This is a genomic window from Eisenbergiella tayi, from assembly GCF_001881565.1.
In the GTDB taxonomy this organism is placed as follows: domain Bacteria; phylum Bacillota; class Clostridia; order Lachnospirales; family Lachnospiraceae; genus Eisenbergiella; species Eisenbergiella tayi.
The window spans coordinates 969,537-986,358 of the sequence record NZ_MPDJ01000001.1 but is presented as its reverse complement, the minus strand read 5'-3'; the positions used below and the strand labels follow the sequence as shown (position 1 = coordinate 986,358).

Genomic DNA, 16,822 nt, shown 5'->3' with positions numbered 1-16,822 from the left:
ATGATATTGAAAATTGGACTATTGTCAGTAAACAGTTAAGGATTTTCGGGTATTTTTAAGGCTACTGCGGAGGTGAATATATAATATGGAGTTCAAATTACACTCAGAGTATCAGCCCACCGGCGATCAGCCGCAGGCTATTAAACAGCTTGTTGCCGGATTTAAGGAAGGCAACCAATTCCAGACCCTGCTGGGTGTCACAGGTTCCGGAAAGACATTTACCATGGCGAATATCATCCAGCAGATTCAGAAGCCTACCCTGATTATTGCTCATAATAAAACGCTTGCCGGACAGCTTTACGGTGAATTCAAGGAATTTTTCCCTGAGAATGCGGTGGAGTATTTCGTGAGCTATTACGATTATTATCAGCCGGAAGCCTATGTGCCGTCTTCGGATACCTATATTGCCAAGGATTCCTCCATCAATGATGAGATTGACAAACTGAGACTGTCCGCTACGGCATCTCTTGCGGAGCGCAAGGATGTTATTGTAGTGGCCAGTGTTTCCTGTATTTACGGCCTGGGCAGCCCGGATGAATATAAAGATATGATCGTATCCCTGCGGCCCGGTATGGTAAAGGAAAGGGACGAGGTTCTGCGGGAACTGATTAATATACAGTATGACAGGAATGACATGGATCTGAGCCGCGGCTGTTTCCGGGTGAGAGGGGACTGTGTGGAGATTTATCCTGCCCAGGGCGGAGACTATCTGATCCGTGTGGAATTTTTCGGAGACGAAATCGACAGGATTGCCGAGGTGGATCCCCTGACAGGGCAGCTGCATTCCATTCTGGAGCATATTGCCATTTTCCCGGCATCCCATTATGTGGTATCCCAGGGGAAGATCAATGCTGCCTGTGATAATATAGAGAGGGAGCTGGAGGAGAGGATCCGCTATTTTAAGGGGGAGGACAAGCTTCTGGAGGCCCAGAGGATTTCAGAAAGAACCAATTTTGACATTGAGATGCTGCGGGAGACCGGGTTTTGTTCCGGAATCGAAAATTACTCCAGGCATCTGAATGGCACCGCTCCGGGAGAACCGCCCATGACCCTTCTGGATTTCTTCAGGGATGATTTCCTGATTATGATCGATGAATCCCATATCACCGTTCCTCAGATAAGAGGAATGTACGCAGGGGATCGTTCCAGAAAGATGACGCTGGTGGATTATGGTTTCCGTCTGCCTTCGGCGCTGGATAACCGGCCGCTTAATTTTGAAGAGTTTGAAGCGCATATTGATCAGCTGCTTTTTGTATCCGCTACACCTTCGGCCTATGAGGAGGCTCATGAGCTGCTGAGGGCGGAACAGATTATCCGTCCTACCGGGCTGCTGGATCCGGAGATTATGGTACGGCCTGTGGAAGGGCAGATTGATGACCTTGTGGGAGAAATCAGGAAAGAAACAGATAAACATAATAAGGTGCTGGTGACAACCCTGACCAAACGGATGGCAGAGGATCTGACTGATTATATGAGGGATGTGGGCATCCGTGTGAAATACCTGCATTCGGATATTGATACGCTGGAACGGGCGGAAATTATCCGGGATATGCGTCTGGATGTGTTTGATGTCCTTGTGGGTATCAATCTTCTGAGAGAAGGTCTGGACATACCGGAGATTTCCCTGGTCGCCATACTGGATGCGGATAAGGAAGGCTTCCTGCGTTCAGAGACCTCACTGATACAGACTATCGGCCGTGCAGCCAGAAATTCGGACGGACATGTTATTATGTACGCTGATAATATGACGGATTCCATGAAGGCCGCCATTTCCGAAACGAACAGGCGCCGGGAAATCCAGCAGAAGTATAATGAGGAGCATGGAATTACGCCTCAGACCATCAAAAAGAGCGTAAGGGATCTTATCAGTATCTCCAAGGTGATTGCCAAGGAGGAGGTACGTTTCGAAAAGGATCCGGAATCCATGGACGAGAAGGAGCTGGAGAAGCTTATCGGCGACATCCAGAAGAAGATGAAAAAGGCAGCTTCGGATCTGAATTTCGAAGCTGCGGCAGAGCTTCGTGACAAGATGGTGGAACTGAAGAAAACGCTGGCGAAAATAAAAGAGTGACAGGATGGAACAGGGCATAGGAAACAGCCGCTTTGAAAGGAGAAGTAATTACGACATGGAACAGGAAAGCATAAAGATGAAGCCCCGTGAATATATCAAAATCCGTGGGGCAAATGAGCATAACCTGAAAGGGATTGATGTGGATATTCCCAGAAATGAACTGGTGGTCCTCACGGGGCTGTCCGGCTCCGGGAAATCTTCCCTTGCCTTTGACACAATATATGCGGAGGGACAGCGCAGGTATATGGAGTCGCTGTCTTCCTACGCCAGACAGTTCCTGGGACAGATGGAAAAGCCCAATGTGGAAAAAATAGAAGGTCTGTCTCCTGCTATTTCCATCGATCAGAAATCCACAAACCGGAATCCCCGTTCCACGGTAGGTACCGTAACGGAAATCTATGATTATTTCCGGCTTCTGTATGCGCGTATCGGTATCCCCCACTGTCCGAAATGCGGGAAGGAAATAAAAAAACAGACCGTGGATCAGATGGTGGATCATATCTGCAGCCTGCCTGCAGGCACCAGGATCCAGCTTCTTGCCCCCGTGGTACGCGGGAGGAAGGGCGAGCATGTGAAGGTGCTGGAAAGAGCCAAGAGAAGCGGTTATGTGCGTGTGAGAGTGGACGGTAACCTGTATGAGCTGTCCGAAGAAATAAAGCTGGATAAAAACATCAAGCACAATATTGAAATCGTGGTAGACCGTCTGGTAGTGAAGGAAGGAATAGAACGCCGTCTTACGGATTCCATCGAAAATGTACTCGCTCTTACGGAAGGGCTGCTGGTCGTGGATGTGCTTGACGGGGAACCGGTAACCTTCAGCCAGAGTTTTTCCTGTCCTGACTGCGGTATCAGCATTGATGAAATAGAGCCGAGAAGCTTTTCTTTCAATAATCCTTTCGGCGCCTGCCCGGAGTGCTTCGGCCTGGGCTATAAAATGGAATTTGATGTGGATCTGATGATCCCGAATAAACGTCTCAGCATTAATGAGGGTGCCATCACCGTGATGGGATGGCAGTCCTGCAACGATAAATCCAGCTTCACCAACGCTATTCTCCAGGCATTGGCCAGAGAATATCATTTCAGTCTGGATACGCCCTTTGAAAAATATCCGGATAAGATAAAGGATATCCTGATACACGGAACCAAGGGCCATGAGGTGGAAGTATATTATCAGGGACAGAGGGGGAAAGGCGTGTATCCGGTAGCCTTTGAAGGGCTTATCAAGAATGTGGAACGCCGATACAGGGAAACCGGTTCGGATGTTATGAAGCAGGAATACGAAACCTTTATGAGCATTACCCCCTGTAACGTCTGCCAGGGCATGCGATTGAAAAAAGGTGCGCTGGCAGTCACGGTTTGTGATAAAAATATTTATGAGGTCACCTCCATGTCCATCCGTAACCTGAAAACGTATCTGGACGGAATGGAGCTGACGAAACAGCAGCAGCTCATCGGTAAGCAGGTATTGAAGGAAATCAGGGCGAGGGTAGGCTTCCTTGCGGATGTAGGGCTGGAATATCTTTCCCTGTCCAGAGCCACGGGAACCCTTTCCGGCGGGGAGGCCCAGCGTATCCGTCTGGCTACCCAGATCGGTTCCGGACTGGTAGGCGTCTGCTATATCCTGGATGAGCCCAGTATTGGACTGCATCAGAGGGATAATGACAAGCTTCTGAATACATTGAAGAACCTGCGGGACCTGGGCAATACCCTTCTTGTGGTGGAGCATGATGAGGATACCATGCTTGCCGCGGATTATATCGTGGATATCGGACCGGGAGCGGGGTCTCACGGAGGTGAGGTGGTGGCCTGCGGTACGGCTGAGGAATTAATGCAGAATCCCGAATCCATCACCGGCCAGTATCTGAGCGGCGCCCTTTCCATACCGGTACCCGATAAGCGCAGAAAACCGACGGGATGGATTAAGGTGAAAGGAGCGGAAGAAAATAACCTTCGGAATATTGATGTCAGGTTCCCTCTGGGAGTGATGACCTGTGTAACCGGTGTTTCCGGTTCGGGAAAGAGTTCACTTGTGAATGAGATCCTGTATAAGACTCTGGCGAGGGATCTGAACCGGGCGAGGACCATCCCCGGGAAAAACAAGGGCATTGAAGGCATAGAGCAGCTGGATAAGGTGATCGATATTGATCAGTCCCCTATCGGGCGTACACCCCGTTCCAATCCGGCTACTTATACCGGCGTATTTGATATGATAAGGGATCTGTTTACTTCCACGCAGGATGCCAAGGCACGGGGCTACAAAAAAGGAAGGTTCAGCTTCAATGTGAAGGGCGGCAGATGTGAAGCCTGCGGCGGTGACGGAATCATTAAAATAGAGATGCACTTCCTTCCCGATGTTTACGTCCCCTGTGAAGTCTGCGGCGGAAAACGCTACAACAGAGAAACCCTTGAGGTTAAATATAAGGGGAAGAATATATTCGACGTGCTGGATATGACTGTGGAGGAGGCTGTGACATTTTTTGAGAATGTTCCCAGTATACGCAGGAAAATTGAGACCCTTTATGATGTGGGACTCTCCTATATCAAACTGGGCCAGCCTTCCACAACGCTTTCCGGCGGTGAGGCCCAGCGTATCAAGCTGGCAACGGAGCTGAGCAAGAGAAGTACGGGCAAAACCATTTATATTCTGGATGAACCTACCACGGGACTCCATTTTGCGGATGTTCATAAGCTGGTGGAAATCCTGCACAGACTCGCGGACGGAGGCAATACGGTCATTGTCATCGAGCATAATCTGGATGTGATCAAGACCGCGGATTATATTATTGACATGGGACCGGAAGGTGGTGACGGCGGCGGAACCGTGATTGCGGAGGGAACCCCGGAAAAGGTGGCCGGCTGCAAGGAATCCTATACAGGCTATTATGTTGGAAAAATGCTGGAGAAGGCGAAGAAAAACAAGGCCGGCAAAAAGGAATAGTCAAATATACCTATAATTGGCAGGGTGTTTGAATAAAAAAACAGAATACATCGTTTTACCGCAAGGGAGGAAGATTCGGCTGACAGCCGGAACTGTATTCCCGCCTGTAAATATGCGGTAAAGCGGTGTATTCTTTAAATTTTTATGAAAACACTTTCCATAAGGGAGGATTTAGGTTATAATAACAGACGGTATATTTTACGCTTGCGTCGGACAGGCTTTTTATTGGATTTTTCGTAATTTTACGTGATTTGTAAAATATATATGCTTGATTCATAAAGATTGGTCCATAATATAATAGAGGCAGAAGGAAGCGCAGGGGATTGGATGAGAAAGTCTTCCGCGCCGTCTTCATTTGAAATGGAGGAGAATATGCAGTATACAGATATTGGAATCGACCTGGGTACCGCCAGTATTTTAGTGTATATAAGAGGAAAAGGCGTCGTTCTGAAAGAACCCAGTGTAGTGGCATTTGACAGGGATACCAATAAAATCAAGGCTATCGGTGAGGATGCAAGGCTGATGCTGGGACGTACACCCGGGAATATTGTGGCAGTAAGGCCGCTTCGCCAAGGTGTTATTTCTGATTATACAGTTACGGAAAAGATGCTGAAGCATTTTATCCAGAAGGCCCTGGGAAGAAAAACCTTCCGTAAGCCAAGGATTGCAGTATGTGTTCCCAGCGGTGTTACCGAAGTGGAAAAGAAGGCCGTAGAGGATGCGACCTATCAGGCCGGTGCAAGGGAGGTTTCTATTATTGAAGAGCCTATCGCAGCGGCTATCGGAGCCGGTATTGACATTTCCCGGCCCTGCGGCAATATGATTGTGGATATCGGAGGCGGTACTTCCGATATAGCGGTAATTTCTCTGGGCGGTACGGTAGTCAGCGCTTCTATTAAGATTGCAGGAGATGATTTTGACGAGGCACTTGTCCGTTATATGCGTAAAAAACATAACCTGCTGATCGGTGAAAGGACCGCAGAGGATATCAAGATCAAGATCGGTTCCGCATATAAGCGTCCGGAGCCTGATTATATGGATGTGAGAGGACGTAACCTGGTAACCGGCCTCCCTAAAACGGTCAAGGTTTCTTCGGAGGAAACGGAAGAGGCTTTGAGAGAGCCTACGCTGCAGATTGTGGAAGCCATTCACAGTGTGCTCGAGAGAACTCCCCCGGAACTGGCTGCAGATATTGCGGACAGGGGAATTGTCCTTACCGGCGGCGGCAGCCTGCTTCGGGGACTGGAGGAGCTGATTTCGGATAAAACCGGCATCAATACTATGACGGCAGAGGATCCTATGACGGCTGTGGCTATCGGGACAGGTAAATACGTGGAGTTTTTAGTTGGATATAAGGATGAAATTTAAGTAAGGATCTGTCAGGTATAGAGTCAGGGCTACTCCGTCGGAGTAGCCCTTTTGATACCCGTTCATGTCCGGAGAGCAGATAGCAGGAGTTAACCGGTGGAAAAAAAAGCAGGCTATGTGGATCATATAATATACAGAAATACCGGAAACGGTTATACCGTATTTGAGCTCGTCTCAGAGGGAGAGGAAATCACCTGTGTGGGGACCTTCCGTGCCCTGGATGAAGGGGAAAACCTGGAGCTGACAGGCGGATATGTGGCCCATGCGGTTTACGGAAACCAGTTTAAGGTGGAAAGCTACGAGCATGTGGCTCCGGAGGATGAAACGAGCATTGAGCGATACCTCGGTTCCGGCGCGATAAAGGGAGTGGGCCCTTCTCTTGCGGCCAGGATCGTCCGGAAATTCGGAAAGGATACCTTCCGGATTATGGAAGAAGAACCGGAACGCCTTGCCGAGATCAAGGGGATAAGTGAGAGAAAGGCGATGGAAATCGCCGCTCTGCTGGAGGAAAAGAAGGGGATGCGGGAGGCGATGATCTACCTGCAGAAATTCGGTATTTCCAATACGCTGGCCATTAAAATTTACAATACATACGGCCTGGAGGTTTATGGAATCCTGGAGGAAAACCCCTACCGCCTGGCGGAGGATATTGATGGAATAGGCTTTAAGCGGGCGGATGAGCTGGCAGCCAAAATCGGAATACATACGGATTCCGATTTCCGGATCCGCAGCGGCATCCTGTATACCATGCAGCTGGCGGCCATGGACGGGCATACCTATCTGCCATATAAGGAGCTGACGGCAAAGGCGGCGGCCCTTCTGGGGCTGGATCCGGATTATGTGAGTATCCAGATCCCCAACCTGGCAATGGATAAAAAGCTGGTGATCAAACAGGACGGGAAAGAGGATCCGGTATATGCTTCTTCCTATTATTATGCGGAACTCTCCTGTGCCCGCATGCTGGAGGAATTGAATGTGAGCATGGTTTTTTCAGGACAGCTTCTCCCTTCGGAGGAGGCCAAGCTCCTTGCGGATATTGAGAAGCTGGCAAGAAACCAGGGGATAGAACTGGAGGAGCTGCAGCAGCGGGCTGTGCTGGAAAGCGTTAAAAATGGGGTTTTTGTCCTGTCCGGCGGTCCGGGCACGGGAAAGACAACAACGATAAATACCATGATCCATTATTTTGAGGCGGAAGGGATGGATATCCTTCTGGCGGCTCCCACGGGGCGGGCGGCCAAGCGTATGACGGAGGCCACAGGTTATGAGGCTCGGACCATCCACCGTCTTCTGGAGCTTAACGGCGCCATGCTGGAAGAAGAGAACCGGTATGGAAGGAATGCCCGGTTTGAAAAGAATGAGGAAAACCCGCTGGAAGCCGATGTGGTGATTGTGGACGAGATGTCCATGGTGGACATCCATTTGTTCCAGTCTCTTTTACGGGCGGTTACACCCGGCACCCGGCTGATATTGGTGGGGGATGTGAACCAGCTTCCCTCCGTTGGCCCCGGCCAGGTGCTTCGTGACCTGATTAACAGCGGCGCTTTTTCCGTAGTGGAATTGAAAAAAATATTCCGCCAGGCGGGAGAGAGCGACATTGTTGTGAACGCTCATAAAATAAATGCCGGCCAGGAGATTCCCCTGGATAATAAAAGCAGGGATTTCTTTTTCCTGGAACGAAGCGACGTACAGGTGATCTATAAGCATATGATTCTCCTGATACAGGAAAAGATGCCCCGTTATGTACAGGCAGGGCCTCTGGATATCCAGGTGCTCACGCCAATGAGAAAAGGGAATCTGGGTGTGGAGGTGCTCAATCAGGTGCTTCAGGCGTACCTGAATCCCAAGGATGCATCCAAAAAAGAATACCAGTCCGGTTCCACTTTGTTCCGGGAAGGGGATAAGGTGATGCAGACGAAGAATAACTATCAGCTGGAATGGGATATTGTGAGCAAATACGGCATTCCCGTGGATCACGGAGTAGGGATTTTCAATGGGGATATGGGAATCCTGAAGGAGATTGACGAATATGCACAGACTGTAATGATTGAGTATGATGAGCAGAGACGGGTAAGTTACGCCTTTGCCCAGCTGGAGGAGGTGGAGCTGGCCTATGCCATCACCATCCATAAATCCCAGGGAAGCGAATATCCGGCGGTTATTATGCCACTTCTCGGCGGCCCGCGGATGCTTTTCAACAGGAATCTGCTGTATACGGGGGTGACAAGAGCCAGAAATTGTGTGACCATACTGGGAAGCCGTCAGGTGGTGCAGGATATGATCGCCAATGAAAGTGAGGCCAGGCGGTATACCAGCCTGGATGTGAGGATTAAGGAAGTCATGGCTTAAAGGAGCCATATGAAAGAAAGATGCACCAGGATACTCGCTGTTTTAACGGATCTGCTTTTCCCGAGGCGCTGTCCGGTCTGTGACAGGCCGGTTGAGCCTTCCGGGGCTTATATATGCGGGGCATGCAGAAAGAAGCTTATTTTTATTAAGGAACCCCGCTGTCTGAAATGCGGCAAGCAGCTTCGGGAAAAAGAAAAGGAATATTGTTATGACTGCGGAGGCAAAACGCATATATATGACAGGGGAATCGCTCTTTATACCTATGGAAGCATACGGCCGGCCCTGTACAGGCTGAAGTACGGGGGAAGGCGTGAGTATGGGGCGTTCCTGGGAAGGGAGCTTGCCATGCGGCTGGGCAGGGAAATCCTTTCCTGGAGGCCTGACGGACTGGTCCCGGTGCCGCTTCATCCCGCAAGGGAGAAAAAGAGGGGATATAATCAGGCGGCCCTGCTTGCGGAAGAGATGGGGAAGTGTCTGAATATTCCGGTATTTTCAGGGCTGGTGGAAAGAAGCCGGAATACCTGTCCCCAGAAGGAATTGGACGGCGCAGCGCGCCAAATTAATTTGAAAAAAGCTTTTAAAATAGCACAGAATGATGTAAAATTAAATACGATTGTAATTATTGACGATATATACACCACCGGTAGTACCATTGACGCAGTTGCAGAGGTCTGCAGGAATGCAGGCATAAAGCACGTTTATTTTGTGGCATTGGCAATTGGCAGAGGAATGTAGGATGATAAACGAAAATAAAGTGGCGGTAATGACAAGAATGGCTGCGTATGAAGCAGGCGACGGAAAGAAAAACCAGACCATCTGCAGTTATTTCAGAGGCGATTATGTTGGTTTCCAGATGCTGAAAACCTGGATTGCCGTTACGGTAGCCTTCTGTATTATGTGCGGTATCTATCTGCTTTTCCAGATGGACAGCATAATGATGGATTTTTACAGCATTGATTTGTTGGCGTTAGCCAAGAGATTTGTATTCGCATATGTGATTCTGTGCGCTGTATACCTTATTGCCGCGTTTATAATCGCCCAGAGAAGATATGGGCTTGCACTGCGTGCAACGGTTCGGTTTGGTAAAGAACTGGAAGAGCTGGACGGCGATTCCGAGGAAGAGGAATAAGGGAGTCGGGCCTGTGCATAGCAGGGCCGTTACCGGGAATTCTTAAGAGGGACATTTATGACAACATCATTACTTGAAGTGAGAGAGTATATCAGGAATTTCTATGTAAAATATGAAGAATACATTGTGCCCGTCCTGAAATTTGTGCTGGCCCTGATATCATTGCTGATGATTAACGAGCAGCTGGGGTATATGAGCCAGCTGAACAATATGGCGGCTGTGCTCGTGGTGGCTCTGGTATGCTCCTTCATGCCTAAGAACTTTATCCTTTTTGTGGGGGCAGGTTTTGTAACGCTGCATTTGTATGAGGTATCGCTGGAATGTGCGGTAATAGCGCTGCTGGTATTTCTTCTTATGTTTTTGCTGTATTTCCGGTTCTCACCGGACAGCGTGGTATTGGTAATCGTAACCCCCATGCTGTTTGTGCTGAAGATTCCCTATGCCGCTCCGCTGCTGGCAGGACTGCTTGCCAATCCCTTTGCCGCGGTGACGGTGGCCTGCGGGGTAGTGATATATTATCTCATTACCTATATGAATGTGAATGCATCCATATTGGGGGCATCCCAGGCGGAGTCTATGATCCAGCGGTTCCGTGATATTTTTGACGGGATTTTCGGCAACCGTGCGATGATGATCGTTATCGCCGCATTTGCGGTTACTGTGATTATGGTTTATCTGATCAGGAGGCTGTCTGTAGATTATGCATGGACGATTGCCGTAGTGGCAGGAGCCCTTTTGGATGTTGTGATCCTGATGGTCGGCGATCTGATGTATGATGCCAATTTTTCCATAGGCGGTGTGATTCTGGGAAGCCTGGCGGCTATCGCCATGGCCATGGTGGTGCAGTTTTTCAAATTCAATCTGGACTATTCCAGGACGGAAAAAGTACAGTTTGAGGATGATGAGTATTATTATTATGTAAAGGCGGTGCCTAAAATGACGGTGGCCACGCCTGAGAAAAAGGTAAAAAAGATTACGACGCAGCGCAATAACAGAAATGCCAGGCATACGCATTCAAAAAGCACTGCGAGGAAATAGCGGGTTTAGGTGGATATGGAACAGATTAGGAGCTTTGCGGACAAATATTTGGCACATGTACCATCTTTGAAGGTGACGGATATTGTAGAGATTATTATAATCTCTTTTCTGGTTTACCACATAATGGTATGGATTAAAAATACAAAGGCCTGGGCATTGTTTAAAGGCGTTGTATTTATCATGGTATTTATTGTGATCGCCGCGTTATTTGAAATGAATACCATTTTATGGATTGCCAAAAATGTAGTTATGTACGGTGTGGTTGCATTGGTGGTGATCCTGCAGCCGGAGCTGCGCAAGGCGCTGGAGCAATTGGGGAAAACCGAATTCCTGGCCTCTCTTCTTCCCTTTGAAATAGGAAAGGTGGAGGACGGTCTGTTCTCGGATAAAACAATCCATGAAATATCCAAAGCCTGTGCGGAGATGGGAAAGGTAAAAACCGGGGCGCTCATAGTAGTGCAGCAGAACGATCCGCTGACAGAGTATGAACGGACCGGGATTGATGTGGACGGCATTGTTACCAGCCAGCTGCTCATTAATATATTTGAACATAATACACCGCTTCACGACGGTGCTGTTATTGTACGCGGAGACAGGATTATATCAGCAACCTGTTATCTGCCTCTGTCGGATAATATGTCCCTGAGCAAGGATCTGGGAACAAGGCACAGGGCAGGCGTGGGGATTTCTGAGGTGACGGATTCCATGACTGTCATTGTTTCCGAGGAAACAGGAAAAATAAGCGTGGCCTACTCCGGCGTGCTTTACCGCAGCCTGTCCCCTGCGGATTTGGAAGATCAGCTTAAAAAAATACAGAATAAACCCGTGGAGGAGAAGGAACACAAGCTTTGGAAAGGATGGCCAAAGAATGAAAAGAAGAAATAAGTTATGGCATAATCTCGGCCTGAAAATCATGGCGGTAGTTTTTTCCATCCTTCTCTGGCTGGTGGCTGTCAATATTAATGATCCCGTGGAAAGAAAGATTTTCCGGGATGTCAAGGTGGAAACAACGAATACAAGCGTCCTCACCGATGAAAACAAGCTCTATCAGGTGCTGGACGATACGGATACGGTGACTGTTACGGTAAGGGCGAGCCGTTCTGTCCTGGAGAATCTTAATTCCAGCGATATTTCGGCAACCGCGGATTTCTCCGAATTGTCTTTTACCAATACGGTACCCATCAGACTGTCCGTGAGCCGGTATGTCGATAAGCAAATAGAGAGCATCAGCGGAAGCATAGACAGCATGAAACTGGAAGTGGAAGATAAAAAGGAAAAGCAGCTTGTCATCGAAATCGCCCAGACGGGCGAGCCGGTGGAAGGCTATATCGTAGGAAAAATAACTACCACGGATGGGAACGCCATGAAGATTACCGGTCCGGAATCTGTGGTGGACGGAGTTAAAAAGGCTGTGGTGGAAGCGAATGTCAGCGATTTGACAGACAGCATTAATATTACCGAAAAAATCAGCCTTTTGGATGAGGACGGCAAAGAGGTTACGGACAGCAGGATTTCCCGCAGTGTGAATACTGCCAAGGTTTCCATTACCATACTTGCCACGAAGGAAATACCTGTGGCCTTATCCACTACGGGAGAACCGGCAGCCGGATATGTGGCTACAGGAGAGATCAATTGTGCGCCTGCTGTGGTTACGGTTGCGGGCCGGAGCAGCACACTCGCAGATGTGAGGGAAATTGTGATTCCGGCTGAGGAACTGGATCTCACAGGAGCAACGGCCGATGTGACAAAGCTGATCGATGTGCGGGGATACCTTCCCGACGGAGTCAGCCTGACCAGTACAAACGGCGAAGAATTTAACGGCAAAGTGGCTGTTACAGTGAAAATAGCGCCCCTTGTGGATATAACCCGTGCGGTGGACAGCTCCAGAGTCCAGATCCTTAATGTTCCGGAAGGGTATAATGTCTCCCTGAACCCGGATAGTTCTGTTACCATAAAAATGAGGGGGCTGCAGGAAAATCTGGATCAGGTCAGCGTTGATAACCTCACCTGTACGGTGGATATCAGTAAATGGATGGATCAGACCGGAGTGACGGAATTAAGTGAAGGAAGCGCGGAAGCGGAAGTGAATGTTTCTCTGCCTTCGGGAGTCACATTGACGGCACCGGTAAAGGCAACATTGAATATAGAAAAAATACCGGAGGATAACCCGGAGGAATAAGGTTTTCGTCCGGTATGCAGGATATTTAGTATTGAGCCGTTGGTAAGGCAGAATGAGAGGATTATATGGCTAGATTATTTGGCACGGATGGTGTGCGCGGAGTGGCAAATGAGGAACTGACCCCGTTGCTGGCTATGCAGCTTGGGCAGGCAGGGGCAACCGTATTGACAAAAGAGAACGAACACAGGCCTACTATCATGGTAGGCTGCGATACCCGTATTTCGGGGGATATGCTGGCGAATGCGCTGATGGCGGGAATCTGTAGCGTAGGGGCCAACGCGGTATATGTGGGTGTGATTCCCACACCGGCAGTGGCTTATCTGACAAAGAAATATAAGGTGGAAGCCGGAGTCGTGATTTCCGCATCCCATAATCCGGTGGAGTTCAACGGCATTAAGTTTTTTGACGGGAATGGCTATAAGCTGCCGGACAGCATGGAGGATGAAATCGAAGCGCTGATCCGCAATGGAATGCAGGGCGTTGAAATGCCTACCGGTTCCAGGGTGGGGAAGATCAAATACAGGACAGATGCCAGAGAAGAATATATCAACCATGCGATTCAGTCTGTTCCGGTGGATTTATCCGGACTGAAAATCGTGGTGGACTGTGCGGAAGGAGCTTCCTTCTATACATCGGTAGAAGCGCTGAGAGAACTGGGAGCGAATGTGGTTCCCATCCATAATATGCCGGACGGGACCAACATCAATTCCAACTGCGGTTCCACACATATGGAAGAGCTTCAGGCCAGAGTGGTTTATGAGAAAGCCAATGTGGGCCTGGCCTTTGACGGAGACGCCGACAGGCTTCTGGCGGTGGATGAAAACGGCGCCATTGTGGACGGCGATCAGATCATGGCAGTGGTCGGCAATCATATGAGGAATCAGGGAAAGCTGAAAAAAGATACGATTGTGGCTACGGTTATGAGCAATCTGGGCTTTTTCCAGATGGGGGAAAGAGAAAAACTCCATATGGAACAGACGAAGGTGGGAGATCGTTATGTGCTGGAACGCATGCGTGAAATCGGCGCCAGCCTGGGCGGCGAACAGTCAGGGCATGTGATTTTCCTGGATGAGAACACAACAGGTGACGGCCTGTTAAGTGCGCTGCACCTTTTGGAGGTTATGGTGGATACCGGAAAGCCTCTGTCTGAGCTTGCTTCCATTATGACGGTAATGCCCCAGGCCCTGGTAAATGCCAGAGTGCCGAATCATAAGAAGGATAAATATATGGAATATCCTGAAATCGCCGGGGCGATTGATGAACTGAACCGCAAGTTTGCCGGCGACGGCAGGGTGCTCATCCGGCCTTCCGGAACGGAACCGAAGGTCCGCGTTATGATAGAAGGCAGGGATCAGAAGATGATTGATGAGGAAGCCCACAAGCTGGCGGATCTCATTCAGAATATCATGCTCTGATGACGGAAATATAAAGGGAAAAAAGGTTTTTCCGGAGGGGTTTCCGGGCAAAACTCTTGAGATATGAATGGAATGATGATATACTAATTTTAGTAGGATAAAGCGGTTTTCCTACAGGGATGAAGAAACAGGAGGGAATGTTCATGGTAAGCCAGAAGGTGGTTATAAAGAATCCTACAGGGCTGCATTTAAGGCCGGCCGGCATCCTATGTAAAGAAGCGATGCAGTTTAAGTCGTTAATAACATTTACATTCAGGGACAGCACGGCAAATGCCAAAAGTGTTCTCAGTGTCCTGGGGGCATGTGTGAAATGTGGTGATGAGATCGAGCTTACCTGCGAGGGTGAAGACGAGGAAGAGGCTTTGAAAGCGCTGGTAAATGCGATAGAAAGCGGCCTCGGAGAATGATAGATAGATAAATCAGCCCAACTTGAGTTTCGGCGGGAGAAGGGCTGATTTTTTTTGCTCATGATGCCAGCAGGGGAATTACTTAAGGGACCGCCGCCGGGCGGCTCTGTTTGCAGGAGGTAGGAAATGCTGAATTATAAAAGATACCGTAAAAATCCGATAGTCGAATATCCGGAACGGGAATGGCCGAACAAGGAAATTGAAAAAGCGCCGGTATGGTGCAGTGTGGATCTGCGCGATGGAAATCAGGCGCTTATCGATCCCATGATTGTGGAAGAAAAAATTGAAATGTTCCAATATCTGATCAAGCTTGGCTTCAAGGAAATAGAAATCGGTTTTCCTGCGGCAAGCCAGATAGAATTTGATTTTCTGCGCCAGCTGGTGGATCGAAAGATGATACCGGATGATGTGAGGGTCCAGGTGCTGACACAGTGCAGGGAAGAACTGATCGATCGTACCTTCGAAGCGATTGAGGGCTGTAAGCAGGCCGTGGTACATATCTATAATTCCACTTCAACTCTGCAGAGGGATGTGGTATTTCATGCTTCCCGTGAAGAAATCATCGATATCGCGGTGAAAGGGACGCAGATGGTGAAAGATCGCGCCGCTGCATTTCCCGGAAAGATTGTTCTGGAATATTCTCCGGAAAGCTTTACCGGGACGGAACTGGATTTTGCCCTGGAGATCTGCACTGCGGTGCAGGAAACCTGGGGGCCTACCAGAGAAGATCCCATTATTATCAACCTGCCTTCCACAGTGGAAATGAATACGCCTAACGTGTATGCGGATCAGATTGAGTGGATGAACAGGCATTTTAAAAACAGGGAGACCATTATCCTCAGCATCCATCCTCATAATGACCGGGGAACCGGCGTGGCGAGCTCTGAACTGGCGCTGCTGGCAGGAGCCCAGAGAGTGGAGGGAACCCTGTTCGGAAACGGAGAACGCACCGGGAACGTGGATCTGCTCACGATTGCCTACAACATGTTTTCCCAGGGAATTGATCCCGAGCTGAACATCGAACATATCAATGAAATTATTGAAATATATGAGAGATGCTGCAAGATGCCTATTGATGCAAGACATCCCTATGCGGGCAAGCTGGTATTCACCGCTTTTTCCGGTTCCCATCAGGATGCCATCAATAAAGGCGTGCAGGCGATGAAGGAAAGAAACAGCCAGATCTGGCAGGTCCCTTATCTGCCCATTGATCCCTCGGATATCGGAAGGGAATACGAACCCATCGTACGCATCAATTCCCAGTCCGGAAAAGGCGGCGTAGCCTTTATTATGGATACCTATTATGGTTTCAAGCTTCCTAAGGCTATGCATAAGGAATTCGCCAATGTGATTCAGAAAATATCGGAAAAGCAGGGTGAGGTATCACCGGATGAAATTATGGATTCCTTCCGCAGGGAATACCTGGATAAAAAAGAACCCATTCATTTCCGCAAGCTGAAAATCGATGATCTTACCGGAGAAACGGCTTCCGAATTTGACACCAGAGTTACGGTGGATTACACCAGTCACGGAGAACCCGCACAATTCATTGCTGTGGGCAACGGACCTATCGATGCGGTACAGAGGGGCCTTCAGGTGGAACTCGGTCTGCGCATTAAGGTACTTGATTACGAAGAGCATGCTCTTCAGAGCGGCTCCAATTCCCAGGCGGCGGCCTATATCCATCTTCTTGATGCGGAAACCGGACGTGTCACATACGGCGTGGGTGTGAGCTCCAATATCACAAGGGCGTCCGTGAGAGCCATTTTCTCAGCGATCAACAGGCTGGAATTAGGGTGACATGTGACATGCAATAACTAAAAAATGAAACAGGACAACGGATGCTGCGCTTTGTGTACCATCCGTTGTCAGACGCAAAAGCGGCAGCACCCATAAAGGTACTGCCGCCTGTTTTATTCCCGCGGGCAACG

Annotated in this window: 12 protein-coding genes; all 12 read left to right on the top strand. The window is 49.0% G+C overall.

Annotation, left to right across the window (positions count from 1 at the left end; genetic code table 11):
• The first annotated feature begins 85 nt into the window (after positions 1-85).
• The 12 genes from uvrB to leuA all read left to right on the top strand — a co-directional run bounded on the left by uvrB (position 86) and on the right by leuA (position 16,691).
• On the top strand, positions 86-2,071 hold the full coding sequence (gene uvrB / locus BLA28_RS04030) for an excinuclease ABC subunit UvrB (protein ID WP_069156102.1): 1,986 nt from the start codon (positions 86-88) through the stop codon (positions 2,069-2,071).
• Between the two features lie 55 nt (positions 2,072-2,126).
• Positions 2,127-5,009, top strand: coding sequence for an excinuclease ABC subunit UvrA (uvrA, locus tag BLA28_RS04025; protein ID WP_069156597.1), 2,883 nt, complete (start codon positions 2,127-2,129; stop codon positions 5,007-5,009).
• A 372-nt stretch (positions 5,010-5,381) separates the two neighbouring features.
• Positions 5,382-6,377: a rod shape-determining protein gene (gene mreB / locus BLA28_RS04020; protein WP_009251444.1), complete on the top strand. Its 996-nt coding sequence runs from the start codon at positions 5,382-5,384 to the stop codon at positions 6,375-6,377.
• A 96-nt stretch (positions 6,378-6,473) separates the two neighbouring features.
• Positions 6,474-8,723 carry an SF1B family DNA helicase RecD2 gene (gene recD2, locus BLA28_RS04015; RefSeq protein WP_069156101.1) on the top strand — a complete coding sequence of 750 codons (2,250 nt, stop codon included), beginning with the start codon at positions 6,474-6,476 and terminating at the stop codon, positions 8,721-8,723.
• A gap of 9 nt (positions 8,724-8,732) precedes the next feature.
• Positions 8,733-9,458: a ComF family protein gene (locus BLA28_RS04010; protein WP_069156100.1), complete on the top strand. Its 726-nt coding sequence runs from the start codon at positions 8,733-8,735 to the stop codon at positions 9,456-9,458.
• A gap of 1 nt (position 9,459) precedes the next feature.
• Positions 9,460-9,852, top strand: a complete 393-nt coding sequence (locus BLA28_RS04005; protein WP_069151727.1) for a hypothetical protein — start codon at positions 9,460-9,462, stop codon at positions 9,850-9,852.
• Positions 9,853-9,909: 57 nt separating this feature from the next.
• The gene (locus BLA28_RS04000) at positions 9,910-10,890 is read left to right on the top strand and encodes a hypothetical protein (RefSeq protein ID WP_009251440.1); all 981 of its coding nucleotides are present in this window, start codon (positions 9,910-9,912) and stop codon (positions 10,888-10,890) included.
• A gap of 15 nt (positions 10,891-10,905) precedes the next feature.
• Positions 10,906-11,775 (top strand): diadenylate cyclase CdaA, encoded by an 870-nt coding sequence (gene cdaA / locus BLA28_RS03995; RefSeq protein ID WP_069153354.1) that lies wholly within the window; start codon positions 10,906-10,908, stop codon positions 11,773-11,775.
• Positions 11,759-13,069: a CdaR family protein gene (locus BLA28_RS03990; RefSeq protein ID WP_044970750.1), complete on the top strand. Its 1,311-nt coding sequence runs from the start codon at positions 11,759-11,761 to the stop codon at positions 13,067-13,069. Before cdaA ends, BLA28_RS03990 begins: the two co-directional genes overlap by 17 nt.
• A 65-nt stretch (positions 13,070-13,134) precedes the next feature.
• Positions 13,135-14,484: a phosphoglucosamine mutase gene (gene glmM, locus BLA28_RS03985; protein ID WP_016360004.1), complete on the top strand. Its 1,350-nt coding sequence runs from the start codon at positions 13,135-13,137 to the stop codon at positions 14,482-14,484.
• Between the two features lie 143 nt (positions 14,485-14,627).
• Complete coding sequence (locus tag BLA28_RS03980) at positions 14,628-14,891, top strand: HPr family phosphocarrier protein (RefSeq protein WP_009251435.1); 264 nt, start codon at positions 14,628-14,630, stop codon at positions 14,889-14,891.
• 126 nt (positions 14,892-15,017) lie between these two features.
• Complete coding sequence (gene leuA, locus BLA28_RS03975) at positions 15,018-16,691, top strand: 2-isopropylmalate synthase (RefSeq protein ID WP_069156099.1); 1,674 nt, start codon at positions 15,018-15,020, stop codon at positions 16,689-16,691.
• Positions 16,692-16,822 lie beyond the last annotated feature (131 nt).

Coding starts and splice junctions, on each gene's coding strand:
- uvrB (WP_069156102.1), top strand. CDS start 86: ATGGAGTTCAAATTACACTCAGAGTATCAGCCCACCGGCGATCAGCCG.
- uvrA (WP_069156597.1), top strand. CDS start 2,127: ATGGAACAGGAAAGCATAAAGATGAAGCCCCGTGAATATATCAAAATC.
- mreB (WP_009251444.1), top strand. CDS start 5,382: ATGCAGTATACAGATATTGGAATCGACCTGGGTACCGCCAGTATTTTA.
- BLA28_RS04010 (WP_069156100.1), top strand. CDS start 8,733: ATGAAAGAAAGATGCACCAGGATACTCGCTGTTTTAACGGATCTGCTT.
- BLA28_RS04005 (WP_069151727.1), top strand. CDS start 9,460: ATGATAAACGAAAATAAAGTGGCGGTAATGACAAGAATGGCTGCGTAT.
- BLA28_RS04000 (WP_009251440.1), top strand. CDS start 9,910: ATGACAACATCATTACTTGAAGTGAGAGAGTATATCAGGAATTTCTAT.
- cdaA (WP_069153354.1), top strand. CDS start 10,906: ATGGAACAGATTAGGAGCTTTGCGGACAAATATTTGGCACATGTACCA.
- BLA28_RS03990 (WP_044970750.1), top strand. CDS start 11,759: ATGAAAAGAAGAAATAAGTTATGGCATAATCTCGGCCTGAAAATCATG.
- glmM (WP_016360004.1), top strand. CDS start 13,135: ATGGCTAGATTATTTGGCACGGATGGTGTGCGCGGAGTGGCAAATGAG.
- BLA28_RS03980 (WP_009251435.1), top strand. CDS start 14,628: ATGGTAAGCCAGAAGGTGGTTATAAAGAATCCTACAGGGCTGCATTTA.
- leuA (WP_069156099.1), top strand. CDS start 15,018: ATGCTGAATTATAAAAGATACCGTAAAAATCCGATAGTCGAATATCCG.